The organism is Massilia sp. DWR3-1-1 (assembly GCF_049898325.1).
Classification (GTDB): domain Bacteria; phylum Pseudomonadota; class Gammaproteobacteria; order Burkholderiales; family Burkholderiaceae_D; genus JAFCUW01.
On the sequence record NZ_JAFCXL010000001.1, the window covers coordinates 260,885 to 282,389 of the forward strand.

17 protein-coding genes and 2 pseudogenes are annotated in these 21,505 nt (G+C 54.7%); 8 read left to right on the forward strand and 11 right to left on the reverse strand.

The annotated features are described in order from the left end of the window. Positions 1-13 precede the first annotated feature (13 nt). The 4 genes from ACP7EY_RS01255 (at position 14) to ACP7EY_RS01270 (ending at position 6,292) form a co-directional block, all read left to right on the forward strand. A complete protein-coding gene (locus ACP7EY_RS01255) occupies positions 14-3,100 on the forward strand; it encodes a type I restriction endonuclease subunit R (RefSeq protein ID WP_426189638.1) in 3,087 nt (1,028 codons plus the stop codon). An 89-nt stretch (positions 3,101-3,189) separates the two neighbouring features. Beyond that, on the forward strand, positions 3,190-4,671 hold the full coding sequence (locus tag ACP7EY_RS01260) for an ATP-dependent nuclease (protein WP_426189640.1): 1,482 nt from the start codon (positions 3,190-3,192) through the stop codon (positions 4,669-4,671). A gap of 10 nt (positions 4,672-4,681) precedes the next feature. Next, complete coding sequence (locus tag ACP7EY_RS01265) at positions 4,682-5,224, forward strand: HEPN domain-containing protein (RefSeq protein WP_426189642.1); 543 nt, start codon at positions 4,682-4,684, stop codon at positions 5,222-5,224. 39 nt (positions 5,225-5,263) lie between these two features. Continuing rightward, positions 5,264-6,292 (forward strand): RelA/SpoT domain-containing protein, encoded by a 1,029-nt coding sequence (locus ACP7EY_RS01270; RefSeq protein WP_426189644.1) that lies wholly within the window; start codon positions 5,264-5,266, stop codon positions 6,290-6,292. Between the two features lie 20 nt (positions 6,293-6,312). Here ACP7EY_RS01270 and ACP7EY_RS01275 read toward each other — a convergent pair whose 3' ends face one another. The 6 genes from ACP7EY_RS01275 to ACP7EY_RS01300 all read right to left on the reverse strand — a co-directional run bounded on the left by ACP7EY_RS01275 (position 6,313) and on the right by ACP7EY_RS01300 (position 12,635). After that, positions 6,313-6,453, reverse strand: a complete 141-nt coding sequence (locus tag ACP7EY_RS01275) for an H-NS family nucleoid-associated regulatory protein (protein ID WP_426190032.1) — start codon at positions 6,451-6,453, stop codon at positions 6,313-6,315. Then, on the reverse strand, positions 6,431-6,628 hold the full coding sequence (locus tag ACP7EY_RS01280) for a hypothetical protein (protein ID WP_426189646.1): 198 nt from the start codon (positions 6,626-6,628) through the stop codon (positions 6,431-6,433). Before ACP7EY_RS01280 ends, ACP7EY_RS01275 begins: the two co-directional genes overlap by 23 nt. 26 nt (positions 6,629-6,654) lie before the next feature. After that, a complete protein-coding gene (locus tag ACP7EY_RS01285; RefSeq protein ID WP_426189648.1) occupies positions 6,655-7,143 on the reverse strand; it encodes an RDD family protein in 489 nt (162 codons plus the stop codon). 489 nt (positions 7,144-7,632) lie between these two features. Next, complete coding sequence (locus ACP7EY_RS01290) at positions 7,633-11,136, reverse strand: DEAD/DEAH box helicase family protein (protein WP_426189650.1); 3,504 nt, start codon at positions 11,134-11,136, stop codon at positions 7,633-7,635. Positions 11,137-11,219: 83 nt separating this feature from the next. Further along, positions 11,220-11,675: a hypothetical protein gene (locus ACP7EY_RS01295; protein ID WP_426189652.1), complete on the reverse strand. Its 456-nt coding sequence runs from the start codon at positions 11,673-11,675 to the stop codon at positions 11,220-11,222. Positions 11,676-11,798: 123 nt separating this feature from the next. Further along, complete coding sequence (locus ACP7EY_RS01300) at positions 11,799-12,635, reverse strand: DUF6387 family protein (protein ID WP_426189654.1); 837 nt, start codon at positions 12,633-12,635, stop codon at positions 11,799-11,801. Between the two features lie 215 nt (positions 12,636-12,850). Here ACP7EY_RS01300 and ACP7EY_RS01305 point away from each other — a divergent pair. Beyond that, positions 12,851-12,979, forward strand: a pseudogene (locus ACP7EY_RS01305) (cyclic pyranopterin monophosphate synthase MoaC); the annotation flags it as partial. Between the two features lie 104 nt (positions 12,980-13,083). Here ACP7EY_RS01305 and ACP7EY_RS01310 read toward each other — a convergent pair. Then, on the reverse strand, positions 13,084-14,214 hold the full coding sequence (locus ACP7EY_RS01310) for a putative bifunctional diguanylate cyclase/phosphodiesterase (RefSeq protein ID WP_426189656.1): 1,131 nt from the start codon (positions 14,212-14,214) through the stop codon (positions 13,084-13,086). A 136-nt stretch (positions 14,215-14,350) separates the two neighbouring features. On the opposite strand from ACP7EY_RS01310, the gene istA reads away from it, so the two are divergent. Both istA and istB read left to right on the forward strand, forming a co-directional pair. Then, entirely contained in the window at positions 14,351-15,844 is a 1,494-nt protein-coding gene (istA, locus tag ACP7EY_RS01315; protein WP_426189658.1) for an IS21 family transposase, read from the forward strand. Then, positions 15,841-16,626 (forward strand): IS21-like element helper ATPase IstB, encoded by a 786-nt coding sequence (gene istB / locus ACP7EY_RS01320; RefSeq protein WP_426189660.1) that lies wholly within the window; start codon positions 15,841-15,843, stop codon positions 16,624-16,626. The genes istA and istB overlap by 4 nt, the downstream gene beginning before the upstream one ends. Here istB and ACP7EY_RS01325 read toward each other — a convergent pair. Beyond that, a complete protein-coding gene (locus tag ACP7EY_RS01325) occupies positions 16,601-18,487 on the reverse strand; it encodes a diguanylate cyclase domain-containing protein (protein ID WP_426189662.1) in 1,887 nt (628 codons plus the stop codon). The genes istB and ACP7EY_RS01325 overlap by 26 nt on opposite strands. A 263-nt stretch (positions 18,488-18,750) precedes the next feature. Between ACP7EY_RS01325 and ACP7EY_RS01330 the strand changes: the two are divergent. Further along, positions 18,751-19,086 (forward strand): annotated as a pseudogene (locus ACP7EY_RS01330) (cyclic pyranopterin monophosphate synthase MoaC); the annotation flags it as partial. Between the two features lie 117 nt (positions 19,087-19,203). Here the strand turns inward: ACP7EY_RS01330 and ACP7EY_RS01335 are convergent. From ACP7EY_RS01335 to sucD, 3 genes are all read right to left on the reverse strand, one after another. After that, the gene (locus ACP7EY_RS01335; protein ID WP_426189664.1) at positions 19,204-19,686 is read right to left on the reverse strand and encodes a pilin; all 483 of its coding nucleotides are present in this window, start codon (positions 19,684-19,686) and stop codon (positions 19,204-19,206) included. A 196-nt stretch (positions 19,687-19,882) separates the two neighbouring features. Continuing rightward, positions 19,883-20,467 carry an FHA domain-containing protein gene (locus ACP7EY_RS01340; RefSeq protein WP_426189666.1) on the reverse strand — a complete coding sequence of 195 codons (585 nt, stop codon included), beginning with the start codon at positions 20,465-20,467 and terminating at the stop codon, positions 19,883-19,885. 145 nt (positions 20,468-20,612) lie between these two features. Beyond that, complete coding sequence (gene sucD, locus ACP7EY_RS01345; protein ID WP_426189668.1) at positions 20,613-21,494, reverse strand: succinate--CoA ligase subunit alpha; 882 nt, start codon at positions 21,492-21,494, stop codon at positions 20,613-20,615. Between the last annotated feature and the right edge of the window lie 11 nt (positions 21,495-21,505).

Genomic DNA, 21,505 nt, shown 5'->3' on the forward strand with positions numbered 1-21,505 from the left:
GCACGGGATCGACATGGCAACTGTTAGCCCCCACAAAGAGATCCACTTCGAATCCGATATCGTCGCTGAGCTGACCGCCAACGGATGGTTGGAGGGTGACGCCGCCAAGTACGACCGGGAACTAGCCTTGTACCCCGAGGACGTGATCGGATGGATTCAGGACACGCAACCTAAAGCATGGGAGAAATTGAAGGCCACGCACAACGGTGCGACGGAGAAAACACTGCTGGCCCGGCTGACGCAAGTGCTCGACAAGGAAGGATCGTTGGCTGTGTTGCGTCAAGGCTTCAAGGATATTGGCTCCGGCAAGATTGAGATGTGCCAGTTCAAGCCAGCGCAATCGATCAACCCCGAGGTCCTGGATCGTTACGGCAAGGTTCGTTGCCGTGTCGTGCGTCAGGTTCGTTACAGCCTGTCGAGCGAGAACTCCATCGACCTGGTCTTCTTCGTTAACGGCATCCCGGTTGCTACCGCCGAACTTAAGACCGACTTCACTCAAACGATCGACGACGCGAAGAATCAGTACCGGCACGATCGCAATCCGAGGGACCCCGCCAGCAAGCGAGAAGAACCCCTGTTGGCATTCAATCGGAGGGCCCTGGTCCACTTCGCCGTCTCGACGGACGAGGTCTGGATGGCCACAGAGCTGCGTGGCAAGGACACGTTCTTCCTTCCGTTCAACCTTGGAAATGACGGCGGTGCAGGCAACCCAACAAACCCAAAGGGCTACCGCACTTCGTACTGGTGGGAGCGGACGCTGGACCGTGATGCCTGGCTCAACATCATCGGGCGGTTTGTGCACCTGTTCAGGGAAGACAAGAAGAACGCAGAAGGCAAAAAGGAGGTCAAGGAGAAGCTGATCTTCCCACGCTTTCATCAATGGGAAGGTGTCACGAAATTGATCGCCGCTGCCAAGCAGGAGAAGGCCGGCCACAAGTATCTTATCCAGCATTCGGCGGGGTCGGGCAAAACAAATTCTATCGCTTGGTTAGCGCATCAACTTTCCAACCTCCACGACGACACAGACAACAAGATTTTTTCTTCGGTCATTGTCATCACGGATCGAACAATCCTCGACCAGCAGCTGCAGGACGCTATCTACCAATTCGAGCATAAGCAGGGCGTTGTCTGCCGTGTGACCAACGAGGGCGTGAAGTCGGCTCAGCTGGCCCAAGCGCTGAAGGACAACGTGCCGATCATCATCGTCACGATCCAGACATTCCCGTTCGTTCTTGAAGCGATCCGAAAGGAGACTTCACTCAAGAGTCGCACCTACGCCATCATTGCAGACGAGGCTCACTCTTCACAGACGGGCGCCGCCGCCAAGAACCTGAAAAAAGTGCTGACCGCTGAACAGATCGAGGAGGGTGAAGAGTTCAGCAACGAGGATCTGTTGATCGCCGAAATGTCGGCACGACCGCAGCCAAACTCGCTGAGCTACTTTGCTTTCACTGCTACGCCGAAGAGCAAGACGCTTGAATTGTTCGGGCGTGTCCCTGACGCCTCATTGCCGGCATCGGACACCAACCTCCCGGCGGCATTCCACGTCTACTCGATGCGTCAGGCAATTGAAGAAGGCTTCATTCTCGATGTCCTGTTGAACTACACGCCATACAAGCTGGCGTTCAAGCTGGCCCACAACGGCAAGGACTACGATAACGACACCGTAGATAAGAGCGATGCAATGATCTCGCTGATGCGGTGGGTCCGTCTCCACCCTTACAACATCTCGCAGAAGGTCCAGGTCATAGTTGAACACTTCAAGGCGCACGTTGCTTGGAGGTTGAATGGCCAGGCCAAAGCGATGGTCGTGACCTCATCTCGCAAGGAGGCCGTACGCTACAAGGTGGCGATCGACAAATACATCAAATCGCAGGGCTACAAGGATCTTGGAACCCTAGTCGCTTTTTCTGGGGAAGTTGAAGACGCAGAGAGTGGTCCGGGCGAGTTCACTGAATCGAATATGAACCCAGGATTGAAGGGGCGAGATCTACGCGAAGCCTTCGACACCGACGAGTTCCAGATCCTCTTGGTGGCAAATAAGTACCAAACCGGCTTTGACCAACCCAAGCTTGTGTCCATGTACGTCGACAAGAAATTGGCAGGAGTCGCAGCGGTGCAAACCTTGTCACGGCTGAACCGGACAATGCCAGACAAGGACCAGACGTTCGTCATCGATTTCGTCAATGATCCCGAAGAGATTAAGGCAGCGTTCCAGCCCTATTTCGAGACGGCGGAGCTGGCCGACGTGTCCGATCCGAATCTCATTCACGACCTGCAGAGCAAACTCGATGCCGCACGAATCTACACCCCGGAGGAAGTGGAAGGGCTTGTTGCAGCCTATTTCAAGGGCCGCCAAGGCGATATGCAGGCCAAGGTGGGGCCAGCGGTCGACCGATACCGTGTGCAGTTCAGAGAGGCCATAGAGGCCGCTGACGAAGAGGCGATCGATGGGCTGCAGATCTTCCGCAAGGACGTTGGCGGATTCATCCGTGCATATGATTTCCTTTCACAGATCGTTGACTTCGGCGACACCGACCTGGAAAAGCGGTCGATCTACTTCAAGCACTTGCTGCCCTGGTTGAAGGATGAGCGTAGCCATGATCCAGTGGATTTGTCCGCCGTGAAGCTGACCCACTACAAGCTGAGTGACACAGGCAAACAGGCAATCAAGCTGGGGCAGGATCTAGACGAGTACAAGCTGAAACCGCTGACCGATATCGGTTCGGGCAAATCCCACGCCCCTGAAGTAGCGATGCTCTCGGCGATCATCGCCAAGATGAATGACCTTTTCGAGGGCGACCTGACAGACCACGACCTACTTGCGCTGGCGAACCACGTGAGTGGACTAATGATGGATAACCAGATGTTAGCCGAGCAAGCGGAGGCAAACACCAAGGAGCAGTTCGGGGCCAGTCCGGACTACAAGAACGTAATGCTGGACAGCGTTGCTGACGGTCTGGACAAGTATCAGGAAATGGCCAAGCAGGTCCTAAACAGCCCACGAGTTCAAGACGGGCTCTCAGAGATCTTGCTGGACCTGGTCTTTGCGGGCTTTGCGAAGAAAAGGAACTCCGGGGCGGGACGAGCTGAGCTGTAGTTGGCCTTAACCAATCGCACTGTTGCAATTCAGTGAATTAATAAATCGCCACTATCTGATTTATTTCGGATTGACATAATAGGAAAAAAATGAGCAATGAACATAGTGAAATAAGAAACTCCACGAAATTAGCACTACTGGAAAAAGTCCGAAAGCACGATTTTGGAAAATATCTTGCTAAGATCAGCATACAAAAAATACGAGGATTAGTCGGAGAGGATGTCACCTTCGATTTTCCGGTAACAGCATTAATTGGTCCAAATGGAAGCGGCAAGTCATCTGTTCTTGGCGCTGCAGGATGCGCTTACAAACCGATCCGGCCAGGAATTTTCTTCCCCAAAAGTGTTATCGGGGATGAATCCATGTCAGGATGGAGAGCAGAATATGATGCGATTGACAAGTCGATTAACGCAAAGCAGCTACTCAAGCGCACTAGCAATTTTCGTCAAGCAAAATGGGTTCGTGGTGAAGTTCTTGACCGAAACATTTTGTTTTTTGGTATTGAACGAACAGTCCCGGCGGGTGAAAAGCTTAAGTTCCGAAAACTTATGCGTTCTTCTTATGACTACAAGGGGACATCAGAGGTTATGGAAATAATCGCAGCTCGACAAATCGAGCATATATTAGGGAAATCCGTAGCAAATTTCCAATTTGCCGACCTCGGAAACGATGGATTATTCTTTATTGGTCGAAATGGTGAAAATCGTTATTCTGAATTTCATTTTGGTGCGGGTGAGTCGTCAATCATTCGAATGGTATCGTCAATTGAAAATGCACCTGAAAACTCCCTCGTTTTAATCGAGGAAATCGAAAATGGGTTGCACCCAGTTGCGACACGACGAATGGTTGAATATCTAATCGACGTCGCTGAACGAAAAAAGATCCAGTCGATTTTTACTACGCATAGCGATTATGCACTTTCGCCACTCCCGAATGAGGGAGTTTGGGCTTGTATAAATAACCGTCTAAGACAAGGAAAGCTGAGTGTTGAAGCGCTAAGAGCTGTTTCAGGCAGAGTAGATAAAAAGTTAGCAATCTTCGTCGAAGATGAATTTGCGAAATCGTGGGTCGACGCAATCCTGAGAGAAAACCTCGGGTCAGATTATGAGCAAGTCGAGGTCCACGCTGTGGCAGGCGATGGCAATGCCGTCTCAATTCAGCGTTCTCATAATGCAAATCCGGCTATCAATTTTAAATCGTTATGTATTATTGACGGCGATTCATCTCAAAAGGAGGATTTGGACATGGGAGTATTACGTCTGCCCGGAGCGCAGCCTGAGTTGGAGGTCGCCAACGGTGTTCTAAAAAATTTAGAACGCGATATAGCAATCCTTACCGTTTCCTGTCAACGAAAGCCAGAAACTCAAGAAACGGTGAGGCAAGTCGTTACAGAAGTTCTAAGCACGAACCGAGATCCTCACTTAATATTCAATCAGATTGGAATCAAGATCGGTTTTGTTTCCGAAGTAATAGTAAGAGGCGCTTTTTTCGCCCTCTGGATGCAAAGTAATGAAACATACTGCCATGAGTTGGCAGCGCATGTGACGAAATCAGTTAAAGAAAAGGTATAGGTTTCTGCTTATGTCTCGTGCAATTCAAAGTTTTGAATTTGGAATAAAAGATGCCGAAGAGCTCCTGGCCCATTTTGATGCCTTGAACGGCAATCCTCCGCCAGCCAACGCGGAAGTGTTGAAGCGGGCGGGCCTTGTTATGGCCTTAACAGCGTGGGAAACGTACGTCGAAGACCGCCTAGTCGAGTCGATGGATAAAAAGCTCAGTGCCGTTGCGGGGAGCTATGTGGGAGATTTTGTTTCGAAAAAATTAAATCAGGACTTGAAGCAATTTCACAATCCGAATTCTGAGAAAACGAAACGGATATTCCAAGAGTACTTGGGAGTGGACGTGACAATGGGATGGATTTGGCCAAACCACGATCCGGAAAAGGCTAGAGCAGCTCTCAATACCTGGATAGGGAAACGCGGAGATGCCGTACATCGATCACGGCCGGTCAACAACGGCGCCCCAGTCGCTCATCTAATTAAAAGGGATGAGCTTGAAAAAGTAATTCGGTTCGTCAAGGATCTGGTTAAGGCGACTGAGGCATTTGTGGTCAAAAATACTTAGATTTTCGAATTTACGAGGTTAGCAATTAGAAAGAGTGAGATGTCGTACTACGCTAAACCAAATTACCCGAGAGCAAAAGTCAATGAGGCAGGCAGAAAACTTGCTGGCCTCGAATCCGATGATGGCAAAAATTATCTTATGATAATAGATAATTGGAGAGCTGCGCATGCCCATCCATTAAATGCCTTTTATATGACGCTAAAGCGGCGAGCTACAAAGTTTGCTCGAACAGCCTTAGTTGTGCAACGAATTAAGCGGCTTGAGTCTATCGCGTTTAAATTAATTCATAGTAATAAAATGAAGTTGACGCAAATGCAGGACATTGCGGGATGCCGTGCGGTTCTTCCAAGCGTAGATAATGTTAGAAAATTGCAACGATATTACCAAACAGAACCGCTGGCCCACACTTACAATGGATGCAAGGATTATATCGATGAGCCAAAAGAAACGGGCTACAGAGGCATTCATCTTAAATACAGTATCGCAAGTGTAAATGCCGAATGGCCCTATAATGGCCTCAAAATAGAAATACAGCTGAGGACACTTCTGCAGCATAAATGGGCGACGGCGGTTGAGGCAGCAGAGACTTTTACCGGACAAGCATTAAAATCAAATCAAGGTAGCCAGGATTGGAGACGCTTTTTCTCGTTGATGAGTTCTGTATTTGCGATAAGGGAAAATAGTCCCACGGTTCCTGGAACGCCTAACAACATTGCCGAGTTGCATGCCGAGATTAGACGACTGGATAAAGAACACCACATGGCAGCAACTTTTTCTGGCTATCGCGCAATCTTCCCTCAGGTCGAAAAATTGAAGGATGCCAAATATTTCTTGGTTCGACTCGATCCGATAAATCGCCTTGTGCGTGTCAAAGGATTCAAGCAAAGAGAGTCGCAGGAAGCGAATAGGTTGTATACCGAAGCAGAGAATGAAATCGACAAGAAATCGGCTGTCCGAGTTGTGCTGGTTTCCGTATCTTCTATCGCTTCTTTACGCCGTGCGTATCCGAATTACTTCTTGGATACCGATGCATTTCTTTCGGAAGTCAATTCCATAGTCGGGAATTAAGCCAGTTCTGGTCAAGACCCTTACACTCCCAAGTCATCCATCCTCTTCCCCTCCGCAAGCCACGCTTTGATCCACAGCGGCTGGCGTCTACGGCCGCTCCAGGTCTGGCTAGCATCGTCTTGATTACGTATTTCACAGTCACAGACCGGTCGCAGCTCGATTTGAAGCCTTGTCGCTCAGGATCTCCTTCACCGACAAACCAGCGCTTTGAGCGATGTATAGGATCTGTTCACGGGCCTTGCTGATGTCGAGGTACTGGCGAGTCTTAATCGCTTCGGCAAGTTCGGAGTCGAGCTTGTGAAGTTCTGATAGGGAGAGCTTTGAGAGGTCGTTCATTTTTTCTTTGGGTGTTCGATGGATACTTAAAATGATAACGGTAAAGAGGGCGAGAGGTTATTCAAACGGACTGGCTCTGGTCCTCTATTCTTGCATCTGACTACGACAGTTCCGGAGAGCATATCGTGCCACCCTCGCTTCTTGCGATCAAATCCGACCCAGAATATGCCTAGGAAAAGTGGGAAGATCGATACAAAATAGCCAAAGTATCGCCCGATGTACTGGCCGAGGCTTGGCGCATCGCCTGTCGATGCATCTACTATCTTCGCACCAATAGCCATCTTCCCGGGTGTGGCGTTTCGAGTAGTCCAAAACACGATCACGATCGCTGCCGGTATAAGGTACGAAATAATGAAATCCACTGGCCCCTGCGAGAAGCCTGAAAGCGAGTAGTAGTTCTTGCCATACACCATCAACAGCAGCGGCGTTGTGACAACAAATATGATGACCGTATCGATCAGTGACGCCCAAACTCTTGGCCAGAATCCTACGTACTCTAGATCTAATTCATCCATTCTTGCAATCCTCGATCGGTAAATCAATTTTGAGTCATCAGAGCTCAGTGTGAGACGGGCTGATCAGCTTCGTGGCGTCGGCCCTTCTACCCGCTAAATTCATATTTCAAAGTACATTCACCCATACAAATGCCTCGTCTTTAGACTGGCAGGGCACCAAAATACGTTGTGGCCCTTCCCTGATACTGCTACTGCTATCAGATCGAAAGGATGACTGATCGCCCAAGTGATGGCTATGCAACGCTGAATGGCTGCGAAGCAGGCGGTAACGCAGGATATCTCTACCTCTATCTATAAGAAAATCGAAAGAGGTAAAATTCGAATAGCTACAAGGAATATAGCATAAGACGAACCCACCAAATTTCATTTTTTCGTGGGTTCATAAATCAGTTTCCGAAATTCGCTGATTTCGCTACTTCCCTTAACGCGGATCGCAATCTGCGCTGAACGACGACACTCTGCTGAACAGCGCCGACGTGAATCCGTCTACTAAATGGGAACAGATCCCGGTAATGGAGAATAAGTAGGCAAAACCCTGAACTCACGTTCTGACGATTGTTTTCGCACCAACCTAACTGGGAGACGCTTAAAAAAGTCACACGACTCACTAACCGCCCATGAGTCGCCGATCTCACTCCAATAAACAGGCATGCCCAAAGCACATGCCCATGCGGGCTTTCGATGAACGCAACGTTGGCAAAGTTCCGGATTCACCGGCGGACCGGACAACGCCTCATCAACCTCGTGCGGTTTAATGCGCTCGGCTGGCTGTTCCTTCAAACTCTCTGCCGTGCGCTCTAAATTCAGCGCCATTTCGTCGAACTCCCAATCCGGCACCAGTGGCCTTCTTGGATCTGCTTCCCACCGGCCATCAATTTTGACGTTCGCAAATAGGACGCCGATCGAACGGAGAAATTCAACGGCAACCTCAAGCTGATTTTGCCTTAACTCGATCCGCTTTGCGGCACTGGCGGAGATACGCATTTCTTCACTCCATCGATCCATATTCGACAGCTTTGGCTGCCACACTTGAAGAAAGTTAGCCTCAGAATCGGCGAGGGCTTTCACAGCGGCCCTAAGCTCAGGACGCCTCATTTTGCTTGCGAACTCCTGGCCACCCAGTTGCCCAGCACGCATCGTCTTCAGCGTCCGCAAAAGAGGGACAAGTTGCGTTGTCTTTTCAACTGTAGCCTCTCGCCACGAACTCGTTCGACCTGAACTGAACTGCGACGTCAGGTAAGGGCGAAGTTCGCCAAAAAGGCGGCGCAAACGCTTAGGCTTCACCCTGGCGGTGTCCTCGGGATCGGCAATGCCACAGAGGACCATCATCACAGCACGCGTCTCCGTTTCAATGTCTCGGTGTACTCTGCCATCGGTGCGGCGGTCAAGCAAACGTTCTTCTTCGTCGAGGAGTTCCAACTTGTAAAGCAGCATTGCCGTACTCTCTCCCTCTAACCTTGCCGCGTGTTCTGAAATTTCATCCATGTATGACTCTGCAGCGAGCTCCTTGAAACCTTTGTACAGTTGCGCGTCGTTCCGATCTCGCACGAGCGTTTCTTGCCAAACGTGGTCGATCCGGTAGTTCTGAAAGCCCTCTCCCTGGATCAAATGAGCAGTAGCCTTAGCAGTCTTTTGTTCAGCTTTGCGTAACGAATTGTAGGCAGGACGATCCACTTGAAAATGCGTATCAATCACTCCCTGCACGGTACTCTCATCAAGGAGGTATCCGGCGATCTTCGCTCGCTCCTCGACAAGACGTGGAATTGAATAGGGCTTTGGATCCAGTGCGCCATAGTACAGCCGCACCTCGCATTGCGCAGTCCCTCGATTGGCTCGGTTGAGGGTCTGAATGATCTGACTTGTGTCTACAGGCAGATGCGAGAAATAGGTCCAGAATCGTAAAGGTTCTGCTAAAAAGTTCAGGCCTAGGGCAAACATTGGACTGCTTATCAAGATCGGCTTGGCACTCGTCCTAGCCTCTTCAATCTCGGCCGGTGTGGCCTCTTGACGACTCACAACAAGCGAATCATTTTGCAGGCCAAATGCCTCCAGTACCTCGTCGAATAGCCGCATTTTGCTCGTTGGTACAATCATGACGGTGCGGGGGATAGGCTGTTTATTGGCCTTTAGCAGACGGTAGGATCGCATAAGGGCGACGAAGTCTGCCCCCAGTTCGCCGACACGCTTCAGAATTAATGGGTTTGATTTGACCGACGCAAATTTGAATCCAGCATACATCTCTGAACTCAATGCTCCACACGCACGAGATATTGCCTCCAACAGCTTTTGCACTTGCAGAGGCGTGATGGTTGCTGTCATGAAAAGGCTGCGTCTAGCCCGACCTATGGCTCTCTCAAAGAGCCGATTTTTTGCATCAGTCTTCATGAAGTCGTCGAGCGCCATGTGAACTTCATCAACGACGAGGATGTAGTCCTTCCCTTGATCGGTAGCAGCATCCACGAACTTACCCAAGGATTCATTAGTTGTAACGTAAACGCCTACGCCGAGACTAGTCCCTGGGGAGAAATCGTTGTAGTGCACTACCGGAACACCGGCGGCAGCAAGGTCGTCGTACATTTGGCGCACCAGAGCCCGAGTCTGGGCGGCGTACAGGACTACCGAACGTCGGTTGCTATTTGCAAAGCGGGAAAATGCATAGCTCTTGCCTGACCCTGTTGGCGCCTCGATGAGGACATTTTGAACGTTGCCGATAAAGGATGAAATGGACGGTAAGTATCCGTCGGCCGTCAACGGCATCCCATCGTTTTGGGTAACGTCACTGAACCAGTTTAAGACGTCTCGCACGTGAACATAGGCCCCCTCCGATAGTTCCTTGAGGGGCAGGCAGCTGAAGTCGCCGAATCGACGGGCGAGCATCGGACTGGCCTGTGTTACAAACCAACTTCCCGGACTGCCTTCCTCATCGAAATGTAAGATGACTGACTTCGCTTGATCGTCATAAGGAACCGCCTTGATGAAAACACGATTCGCACTCGGCGAACGTCCGTCCACTTTGCGGTGATATGTAGATACCGAGATTCCGCCATGTGCAGCTCTTGTGACCAGCCTCGCCTCTACAAAGCCACATTCTCGCTTGTAGTCTTGTAGCAGCTTCTTACGGGCGATTGCCGCAGACTTCTGAACGTCTTCCTCGAACGGGGGCAGAACGACGCTGTCGTTGCCCTTCACCACAAGTCCTTGCCTTTCTGCGAGAGAAATGGTTGTCGTCACTCCCGCTCCGATGATCGGTAGTCCGACGTAGTGCGGCTGTACAGAAGATCGAAGCACGGCAGGATCGATTCCAGCTCTAACGATTGGGTGCCCGGCTCTGTCGAACGCCTTTTCATAAAAGCCGGTCCGGATGCAATGCAGCGCTAAGTGCGCGTCCAGCGATTTTCCTGGAACGGGTTCATTGAACCAGAAAAAAAGATGCATATTCAGCCCTACCTTGAGCGCAGTGCCGTCTGGTTTGACTATGCCAGCGCTTGAGCTGAATTGGTAGAAATAGCTGGCGTCATGGAATTCGAGCGGCAGTTTGCCAACTACGTGCTCAACAGCTTCTCGACTGGTTGGAGCCATCCCTTCCGGGCACGGCAGATCGTCGAAATCAAGCATCACCCAACGACAGCCGTCGTTGTGCTCCGGGAAATTTTCAGTACGTCGCCGGATCGGTTTTGGCAACCCAGGGACCGCCTGCCCACGGATCAGGAAGGTATTTTGCGTCGTGCTTAGGGCTGTGACGAGTTGGCCTAACTCGGCTATGTTGCTAACTGGGTGAAGCTCGTGCTTGAAATGGCTTTCCTGCCCATACGGCACGCACTTTAAGAGCCCGGCCTCGTCGAGGTCAAAGCGTTTGACGGTGTCATTGGCGAATGCAGTTAGCACGGTTAGCATAGCGGACGGTAGTGCGGCGGCGGGAGAAGTATGCTGCAGTTGCTTCGTTGCGGCGGCCGGTACACCTAGTTGCTTTAGAAGGGGAGAAACAATTTTCATGCGTGAATCCTAGCGTCTATGTTTCGACGGAATGTGTCAGATGAATAAGCACTGAAATTCTGAAACGCGTTGCGCAAACAATTTCAATGAAGCGCGTCTCCTGAATTTCTCTGACAGACAGTTCCGAAAAATTTTTGCTCATCAATTCTCCGCACAGGGAATTCAATACTCGACTCATCAACTTCAAGCTCGACAAGGTATCGATTGCCGAAGAATAGCGGAGGAAAGGCTCGATGATTTTCGATGCAGTATCCCCGCTCGATGATGACTTTCGCTAGCAAAGGCAGTTGGGCATAGTTCTGCTCGACCCGAGCTTGAGGTAAGTAATGGTGCATCGCTTTGAACCAAGCCAACGCCTCCAAATAAGGAATGGCATGGAGCGCCCAGTTGAGTGCGGAAGCGCTTGTGTCGCTCACCGCGTCATAGAAATAGTTCAGATCGCCCGAGGGGCCTCTGACCGGAAGTAATTCTTGCCCGTCTTGCGGGCTCGGTCGTTGTGGCGCAAGGCCTGCGTAGAAGTCGTCAAAATTTCTGTTCATACCCGTGATCCCAATGTGATGTATTGTCGGAGGTCGAAGCGCCTACCGATGGGATCAATTTTGGGTGAACGAGTGAAACAAATACACCCACTGTTTTTGCCGAATTTCAGTGGGTTGACTTTTCTATTTTTTTGATTTTTTCGTCGACGAGAGGGTGCTTAATCTTCGAAGGATCGCTGGAGTGATTGCGTCCTTATAATCACGCTTTGTTCCGAACAGCGGATCATCTGCGTTACAAATTTTATGATCGTCTCCTTCGAAAATTAAATTGCTGAAATCCCAATCCGTCAGCTTTGTACCCGTCAGTTCCGACCAAAGCTTCAAGTCTGCGTAGGGTAGCACTTGGTTTGAATGCCACAGCGCAACACGCGAAAACGTCGAGGACGGGCTGTTCTGTTTTAGGCGTTTGCGGGCCACAGAAATTGCCGCCTTAAAATCTTCCCGAAGAGTGGCATCGTCGGCGTAAAGGTCTACTCTAAAGTTCGCAAAATTTTTCAGGTTGTAGCGCTTCGATTTCGCCAAGACCTCGTCGATTGGCACCTCGTAGTTACCGCCAGCGAGCTGCGCAACCGTTGGCGCATGTCCGGGAGCCGATGGGGGATCGGGAACGCGATCTCTCACCTCGAGAACTGCATTGTAAAAATGAACAACGTCGATGGCTTTCATTGCTTCAACTGTCGACTTATGTCTGCTGTGCTCCGAAAACTGCTTGAGAAAGCTGCTACCAAACGGAACAAGAGGCTCCGCAAACAGGCAATCGAGCTGAGCCTTTGCATAGTCACGGAATGGGTTCGGGGCGACTTCAGTATTGGCGCGTTGGATCCCCAATTTGTCGATGATCGATCTCAAGTGCAAGCGGGACTCGATAAGTGGGATCCATTGATCTGGCGTGAAGGTGCTTAGTGTGGAGTATTTTTTGAGGCTGAAATCCTCTAGTCCACTTGGTCGCTTGTATTTCATTCGGGGATGTCTGCCTCAGGTCTAATTTTCTATTGAACTCGACCAATAGCATACACTCGGCACGCAGCCCTATGCAGCCGCTTGATTGCATGGCCGATTGCGGGTACCCTCTTGGGAGGGCGGGGCAAAAATCCTGTCCCAAATTTGTCCCACTGCGTTGGGCCAAGACAGAAAATTAGATGATTTTTCGGGGTGCAAAGCACACAGCGTCCTAGGCCGTGCAGGTGGGCCTACTGACCATCTACGACATGTGCAAGGCGGTCGACCGGGGCATGGTGATGACGGATGTGCGGGTGCTGGAAAAGCACGGGGGGAAATCAGGGGACTGGACGGCCGAGGTGTAAGGCATTGATTTTGCCAGGTGATAGCGCAGAAAATCCGCTATGGTCTGCTGCGATGACGATGGCGCACGGTTGCTTGTCCAGGAGCGTGACCGCAGCCCTTGTGGTCAGGCGGACAATCGCAATTCGATCCGCTCGATCACTTGCGGCAGGTCGTCGGGGGCGACCGGCGGACTGAAATAATAGCCCTGACCGATGTGGCACCCATGTGCGAGCAGCCAATGCATCTGCTCCCTGGTCTCTATCCCTTCCGCCACAATGCTCATTTTCAGGGCAATACCCATGGCGACGATGGCTTGGGTCAGCTTCTCTGCGTGGGGATCCTGCAGCATGCATTGGATGAAGGATTGATCGATCTTGAGACACTGCAGTGGCAACTGGCGCAGGCAGCTGAGCGAGGAAAAACCCGTGCCAAAATCATCAAGTGTGGTGGCGATGCCGGTTTCGTTGAGGGCCCGCAGGACGCCCTGGGTCTTGGTCAGTTCGCTCATGACACACGATTCGGTCACCTCGATTTCCAGTGCGTCCGCCGGCACATGGTATTCCATCAATAAACCAGTCAGATAGCTCACCAGGTTCGGCGAAAGGATGTCGACAATCGAAAGATTGATCGCCACCGGCAGCTTCATCAATCCTTGCGCTCGCCAGCGGGCCTGCTCTGCGATCGCGCTGCGCATGACCCAGCGATCGATGCGTACGATCTGATCGCTGTGCTCGGCCATCGGGATGAATGTACCAGGGCTGTTCTGACCGCGCGTGGGGTGGTCCCATCGCACCAGTGCCTCGACGCCGATCACTTTACGACTGAGCAGATCGACCTTCGGTTGAAACACCAGCGAGAGCTGGTTGCGGTCCACCGCCTCGTTCAGGTCGCACTCGAGCAGATAGGCGTCCCGCTGATCCGATGCCATCGCCAGCTCGAACACGACACTGCGAGCGCGGCCCTGGGTTTTCGCCTGGTACAAGGCGAGATCGGCATGCCGCAGCAATTGATCGACTGTCCGGCCATGGGCGGGTGGAATGGCAATGCCCACGGAAATGCCCACTCGAAATTGTTTTCCATTGATGTCGAACGGCGCCGAGACTGCCTGGTGCAGCCGCTCGGCCAGGGTCAGCACCGTGGCAGGCGTGGGCCGCAGCACCTGCAACAACAACATGAATTCATCACCGCCCAACCGCGCCAGCAGGTCAAGTCCCCGCATTACGGCCTTCAAGCGCAGGCTTAATTGCTGCAACACTTGATCGCCTGGTGAGCGACAATTATCTTGGCCGGTAGACGACAACTATCTTGGCCGGTTTGTCACCTGAAACCGGCCCGGTGCGGAAGCGAGGTTTACAGTTGTTTCATTCAGCATGGAGCTGGGGAGACGACGAGTGGCCGGCAAACGCATTGGGGATCACCAAGTGGGCATTTACAAGAAACTTAGAACCAGTCACGGCCAGGAAGTCGCCGCCGCCAAGGCCGGCATCAGCGTGCGCTCAGCACGCCGGCTCGACGGCACAGAAGCATTGCCGTCGCAACGGGATGCACGTACGTGGCGCACCCGCGCCGATCCATTCGAAGCGGTCTGGCACAGCGAGATCGTGCCGATGTTGGAAGCGTCGCCGGCACTGACGGCCACGACGTTGCTGGAGGAAGTGCAACGGCGCCATCCAGGGAGCTACGATGACGCGCTGCTGCGCACCTTGCAGCGCCGCGTGCGCACCTGGGGCGCCAGCCATGGCGCGGAGCGGGAGGTGTTCTTCGCACAGGCGCACCCGCCCGGTCGCTTGGGGCTGTCCGACTTCACGCACGCCGCCGTGCTGCAGGTGACTGTGGCCGGGGTGGCCTTGCTGCACCTGCTGTATCAGTTTGCGTTGGCATACTCGGGCTGGCGCTATGTCGAAGTGGTGCTGGGCGGCGAGAGCTTCATGGCACTGTCGTCGGGGCTGCAGAACGCGGTGTGGATGATGGGTGGCGTGCCTGAGGAACACCGGACCGACAGCCTGGCGGCAGCCTTCAAGAACAAGACGGAACACGAGCTGCTGACGCGGCGTTACGAGGCGCTGTGCACGCACTACGGCATGCGGCCAAGTCGCAACAATCTGGGCGTCAGCCATGAGAACGGCTCGATCGAATCGCGCCAGAACTCCCTCAAGCGGACGCTCGAGCAAGCGTTGCTGCTGCGCGGACACCGTGACTTCACCGATCTGGACGCCTATCGTCGCTTCGTAGCCGAGGTGTTCGGCCGCCTCAATGCGCGCGTGGCGCGCAAGTTCAACGAAGAGCGTAGCCAACTCAGAGCGTTGCCGGCACGGCGCAGCAGTGACTACGAGGAAGTCGACGCCAGGGTCACCAAGTACGGAACGATGACCGTCAAGAAGGTGCTGTACTCGGCGCCGTCGCGACTGGTGGGCCACCGTTTGAAAGTGCGGGTCTACAGCGAGAAGCTGGAATGCTGGCTCGGCAACGTATGCGTGCTGGAACTGCGGCGGGGCCAGTCCGACGCGGCCAACGGGCGCGGCAAGGTGGTCGACTACCGACACCTGCTGCCGGCGCTCAAGCGCAAGCCTGGCGCACTAGCGCGCTCAGTGCTTCGCGACACACTGTTCCCACGCACCGAGTACCGTCAGATGTGGGAGCAGCTCAAGGAGCAGCTGCCCGAGGCCGGCGCCTGCCGGCTGATGGTCGGCTTGCTCGATCTGGCTGGTAACGGGGGCTGCGAGGCAGAACTGGCCCAGCGCCTGGTGCCGTTGCTCGCGGCTGGCGCATTACCGGATCTGGAGCAGCTGCGACATGAACTCGCTCCGCGTCCCGGACTGTACCCATCAGTGACCGTCAGGTTGCCCGAGCTCGCCAGTTACGACCGCCTGCTGGAGGCCGCATGACGGGCGCTGCGGCACGATTGCCGCTGATCCTCACCGAATTGCGGCTGCCAACCGTCAAACGCCTGTGGGCAGGCCTGGCTGAGCAGTCGAATAAGGAAGGGTGGCCCGCCGAGCGCTTCCTTGCCGCAGTGATGGAGCACGAGCTGTCCGAGCGGGAAACACGTCGCTTGGAACGGCACCGGCTGGAGTCTCAGCTGTTGCCCGGTAAGCTGCTATCGAGCTTCGACTTCACCAGCGTGCCGAGTGTATCGAAAGCTCATGTCACGGCACTGGTTGAAGGTGACGGATGGGTCGAACAAGGTGCCAACCTGCTGCTGTTCGGGCCGCCCGGCGTCGGCAAGAGCCATCTCGTGTGCGCGATCGGTAACGGCCTGATCGATCGCGGCTACCGGGTTCACTTTACGCGTACCAGCGACCTGGTTCAGCGGCTGCAGGTAGCGCGCAGCGAGATGCGATTACCAGCCGAAATCGCCAGGCTGGATCGCTTCGACCTGCTGATCCTGGACGACTTGAGCTACGTCCGGCGCGACCAGGCCGAAACATCTGTGCTGTTCGAATTGATCGCGGCGCGGTATGAACGAAAAAGCTTGGCGATCACGGCCAACCAGCCATTCTCTGGCTGGGATCAGGTGTTTCCGGAGGTGGCGATGACGCTGGCCGCGGTTGATCGCCTGGTGCATCACTCGACCATCTTCGAATTAAACGTTGAGAGCTACCGGCGCCGTGCTGCCACGCAGGCCCCGGCCAGAACGGACACTAAACCGAAAGCAAAAAAGGATTAACGACGCCTCGCTTCACCGGCCAAGATAATTGACGCCGACCGGCCAAGATAGTTGACGCGAACCAATCGCCGATGTCATGGCCGTAGGTGTCGTTGATTTTCTTGAAATGGTCGACGTCCAGCAGCATGAGCGCGGTATTGAACTGGCCATCGTCCAGGCGCCTCGACACCTCGTCTTCCATGGCGCGACGATTGTAAAGTCCGGTGAGAAAATCGTGGTGGGCCCGCCAGTGCAAGGTGTCGTGCAGTTTCCGGTTGACCTGCACTCGGTTGACTTCGCTCAGTATTTGCAGCAGCATTTGCAATGCATCGGCATCGTTCTGCGTCCAGGGATCGGAGCGGCCTTGCACCGACTGCTGCCACACGGCAAACGACCGGCGCGGCTCCAGCCGAATCATACCGTTCGGAAGCGTCACCACATCCTTGACGGGCTCGCCGCCCCAGCGTACTTGCTGCACCACCTCTGGCCGCGTCACGAAGCAAAAAATCATGTCCTCCTCGAAGCGCTGCGCCAGCAATAGTCCAGCCGCTTCGGGCAGAAACGCCAAGGCGCCTGTCGTCGAGGTCAGCAGATCGTCACTGGCGAGCACATGCGGACTGCGGTTCTGCAGGTCCATCCGCGCCCCAGCTTCATCGAGTATCTGATGGGCCGAGCCCAGTTGCTTGCCCTGCCCCCCGACATAGGCGAGCGTGCCGATCCGCACACCCAGGCCGCTCGCACCGAATGCCTTCAACAGCTCGGGCAACCAGAGCTCGAGCAGGTTGGGAATGTCGCCGTCCTGGATCAAGGCCTGATGAAACTGGTTTAACAAGCTGTCGATGGCAACGCGCTGACGCATCGATTCCAGCTTGGAAAATGTCTCCACGCGCATAGCGATGATTTCCGCCAGCAGTTCACAGATCTGGCGCAGGCCTTCCCTGACCTGGTGCGGTGGCGTCTTGGGTTGATGGTGGTGGCAGGCGACCAGTCCCCACAGCTTGCCGTCGCAAACAATCGACAGGGTGAGCGTGGCGCGCACGCCCATGTTGCGAAGATAAGACAGGTGCACCAGCGACATGCCACGCAACATGCCGTGACTCTGATCGAGCACGGCGCCGCCGGGCAGAGTCGGGGGAAGCAGCGTATCCATCGGGGCTTCCACATCGGCCAGCACGCGCAGCTTGTTCATCAGATAGAGCGAACGTGCCTGGCTGGGAATGTCGGAAGCGGGAAAGCGCAGTCCCAGATATTTCGGCTCGCACGCCGGGGACGTGTGCTCAGCCACAATTTCGCCAGCGCCATCGGCGAGGAATCGATAGATCATCACGCGGTCAAATGCGCTGACTTCCTGGATTGCCTGCACGCATACATCAAAAAAAGAGTCGAGTCCCACGGCATGGCGCAAGCGGGCAAGTACCGCGCCAAAATCGGCGACTATCTGACACTGGTGCCGCAACTCATCGACACTACCATCCACCGGCAGCCATTCGAGCAAGGCTATCGTCCCGCACCGGTGCCCGAGGCACTCCCAGCCTGCCGCCGCAGTCTGCTGCGGCGCCGTACAGGTCTGCTCGAATCGGGGACGCCACTGCAATAGCAGCCCGCGCGATGTGGGCAGCGATTCAAGGTCAAGCGTGTCGCCGGCATCCACACCAGCGACCCAATCGCACAGGGGCGCGGCGATCAGCAAGTTGGCAGACTGCAAGCCGGGCCAATGATGCGCAATCCCCGAGGAGACTTGCACAATGGAGCGGGATGAAACGTCCACGACCATCAGAAAACCATAGGATTGCACAGTGCCAAGCAGGTGAATCGCCTCCTGGGCACAAGTGGCCTCCAGCGCCGCCGAAATGGCATCTCCATGTTCGTCAAGATTCTTCATCCTGGACAATTCCTTCCATGGCGCAATGTCCCGCACAGCCAATCGCCAAACTTGCCGTCCACCTTGCTGGGAAGGGAGCGACAGTCAATGTTATTGTGACGATGGCGCGGCTATGGTGAGACCGCCAAGATGACCCTGAGTTCCGGAGCGTCGTCGGCAAACTCAAAAAAATCCAGGAGCACCGGGCGCGCTTGAGAGCGTCAGCGGCCACAGCATCATTCATCGGTGGCTGAGACCATCGGCGGGGCGCCTTGATTGTCCACGCGCAAGCCGCATCTGTACTGGGCTTCGCCCGCATCGCCGCCATCATGGCGGCCCAAAAAACCAGCGACTTGATTCCCCTGTGCCATCCGCTGGCGCTGACGCGGGTCACGGTGGACTTCGAGATCGACGCCAACAGCAACCGCGTGCACTGCCGCGCGCAGGTGGAAACCCATGGCAAGACGGGGGTGGAGATGGCGGCGCTGACAGCCGTGCAGGTGGGTTTATTGACTATCTACGATATATGCAAGGCGGTCGACCGGGGCATGGTGATGAGGGATGTGCGGGTGCTGGAGAAGCACGGGGGGACATCAGGGGACTGGACGGCCGGGGTATAAGCAGCGACAACGCGCGCCGCCGGCTGCGCGACTGATTTACTTCCCCCCAATGAAAAAACCCGCCGGTGTCGCCACCGGCGGGTTTTTGCGTAAAAGCGCGCTGGGCGCTTTCAGGTATTAAGGTGCGACTGCTGCTGCTGCATACAGGCAGCTACCAGCGAGTTTCTGTTCAACCGTGGTGGTGCAAGCCCATTGACCGGTTGCGCTGGTGCGGGTCAGGGTGATCTTCTTGCCAGCCACTGCTGCCGAACCGCCGACGATCGTGGCTTCCACAATGTTGGTGGCCGCAGTGGCATCAAACGCAGGGTTGAATGCAACGGTGGTGTTCGGATTGGTCGCCTGAACGCCGGTTGCCGCTTGCGTCGCCGGGGTCGTCACAGCACCAAACACGGGAGTCTTGCCATCGTTCACGGCCACTTCAATACCGGTCTTGACCGGCGCCACTTCCGCCAGGGCCGCGGCGAACTTCGACTTTGCCACGTAATCCTGGTATGCAGGGATCGCGACAGCAGCCAGGATACCGATAATTGCAACCACGATCATCAACTCGATCAGGGTGAAACCAGCTTGTGCTTTCTTAACCATTTTCATCGATTTCATTTTAAAGCTCCTTCGGGTGGGGTTGTATGTGCAGTGCTACTGACTTGGTATAGAGCAATAGGTGTGCCAGCTCAGAAACCGCCCGTTTTGATGTGTTCGGCATAACAAAGTTCATGGTAAACGACGCTTTTTGTCGCACTACATGACAAATTTCGTCAGTTGCCGTACGTAAATTGTCGTTCTTGGTAGGAACTAGTCAAGATTGCGATGGGGGTGACACAAAGCGCATGCGTGTGCCCGTGATGTCGAGCAGGTCGCCGTCGTGCAGGCGGCGGGCCAGGCGGTCGATGGCGATGCCGCCGAGGCTGGCGGGGCCGTCGCCCTGCACTTTTTCTATATGGTAGAGCTCGCCATGACGGCTGATGATGACGATCGCCGCGCCGGGACTGCCCAGGGTGGTCATCGGCTTGACCAGGGCCAGCGTGGTGCCGGCGCGGGGGCCGTTCTCGATGGCCAGGCAGGCCGGCGCGGCCGCTTCAAGGGTGCTGGCGGCGCTTATCACCAGCGTCAGTTCGAACACGGCAATGCCGATGCGGTCGCCCGCGGCCAGGTTGGCGCGGGTCGTGCGCTGGCCATTGACCAGGGTACCGTTACTGCTGCCCAGATCGTCGAGCACCAGCAGGGCGCCATCCGGCGTGATGGCCGCATGCCGGCTCGACACGGTGGGATGGGCCAGCACGATGTCGTTGTCGGGATGGCGCCCCAGGGTCAGGCGCCGGCCGTCGAGCAGCAAGTCGCGCACGTCGTGCTTGTCGCGCGTGATCACCAGCCTGGCTGTCATGGCATTCCCTGTTCAGTAAATGAAGGCGCTGCGTCATCTTCGCGGCGTAAACGAAAAACGGGGAGCGTCGCCGCTCCCCGTGTATTTTACCCAGAGACGTGTCGAAAATGTTATCTCGACAATGAATTTGGGAAAGTACTTATTTTTACAACATCGCCTTCAGCAAACGCGCCATTTCCGACGGGTTCTTGGTGGCCTTGATGCCGCACTCTTCCATGATGTCCAGCTTCGCTTGTGCCGTGTCGGCGCCGCCGGAGATCAGCGCGCCGGCGTGGCCCATGCGCTTGCCCGGGGGAGCGGTGACACCAGCGATGAAGCAGACGACGGGCTTCTTCATGTTGTCCTTGATCCAATAAGCGGCATTGGCTTCGTCAGGACCGCCGATTTCGCCGATCATGATGACGGCGTCGGTGTCCGGATCGTCATTGAACATCTTCATGATGTCGATGTGCTTGAGACCGTTGATCGGGTCGCCGCCGATGCCCACTGCCGTCGACTGGCCCAGGCCCAGTGCGGTCAGTTGACCGACTGCTTCGTACGTCAGGGTGCCCGAACGGGAAACCACGCCGATCCGGCCCTTGCGGTGAATGTGACCTGGCATGATGCCGATCTTGATTTCATCGGGGGTGATCAGGCCGGGGCAGTTCGGGCCCAGCAGCAGGGTTTTCGAGCCGGCTTTGGCCATGCGGTCCTTCAGGGCCATCATGTCACGCACGGGAATGCCTTCGGTGATGCAGATGGCCAGGTCGAGGTCGGCTTCAACGGCTTCCCAGATGGCCGCAGCAGCGCCCGCTGGTGGTACGTAGATCACGGACACGTTGGCGCCCGTGGCAGCCTTCGCTTCGCTGACGGTGGCGTAGATGGGAATGCCTTCGAAATCTTCGCCGGCTTTCTTCGGGTTGACACCAGCGACAAAGGCTTCCTTGCCGTTCGCGTACTCGCGGCACATGCGGGTGTGGAACTGACCGGTCTTGCCGGTAATTCCCTGGGTGATGACTTTGGTATCTTTGTTGATCAGAATCGACATGTTAGTTCCTT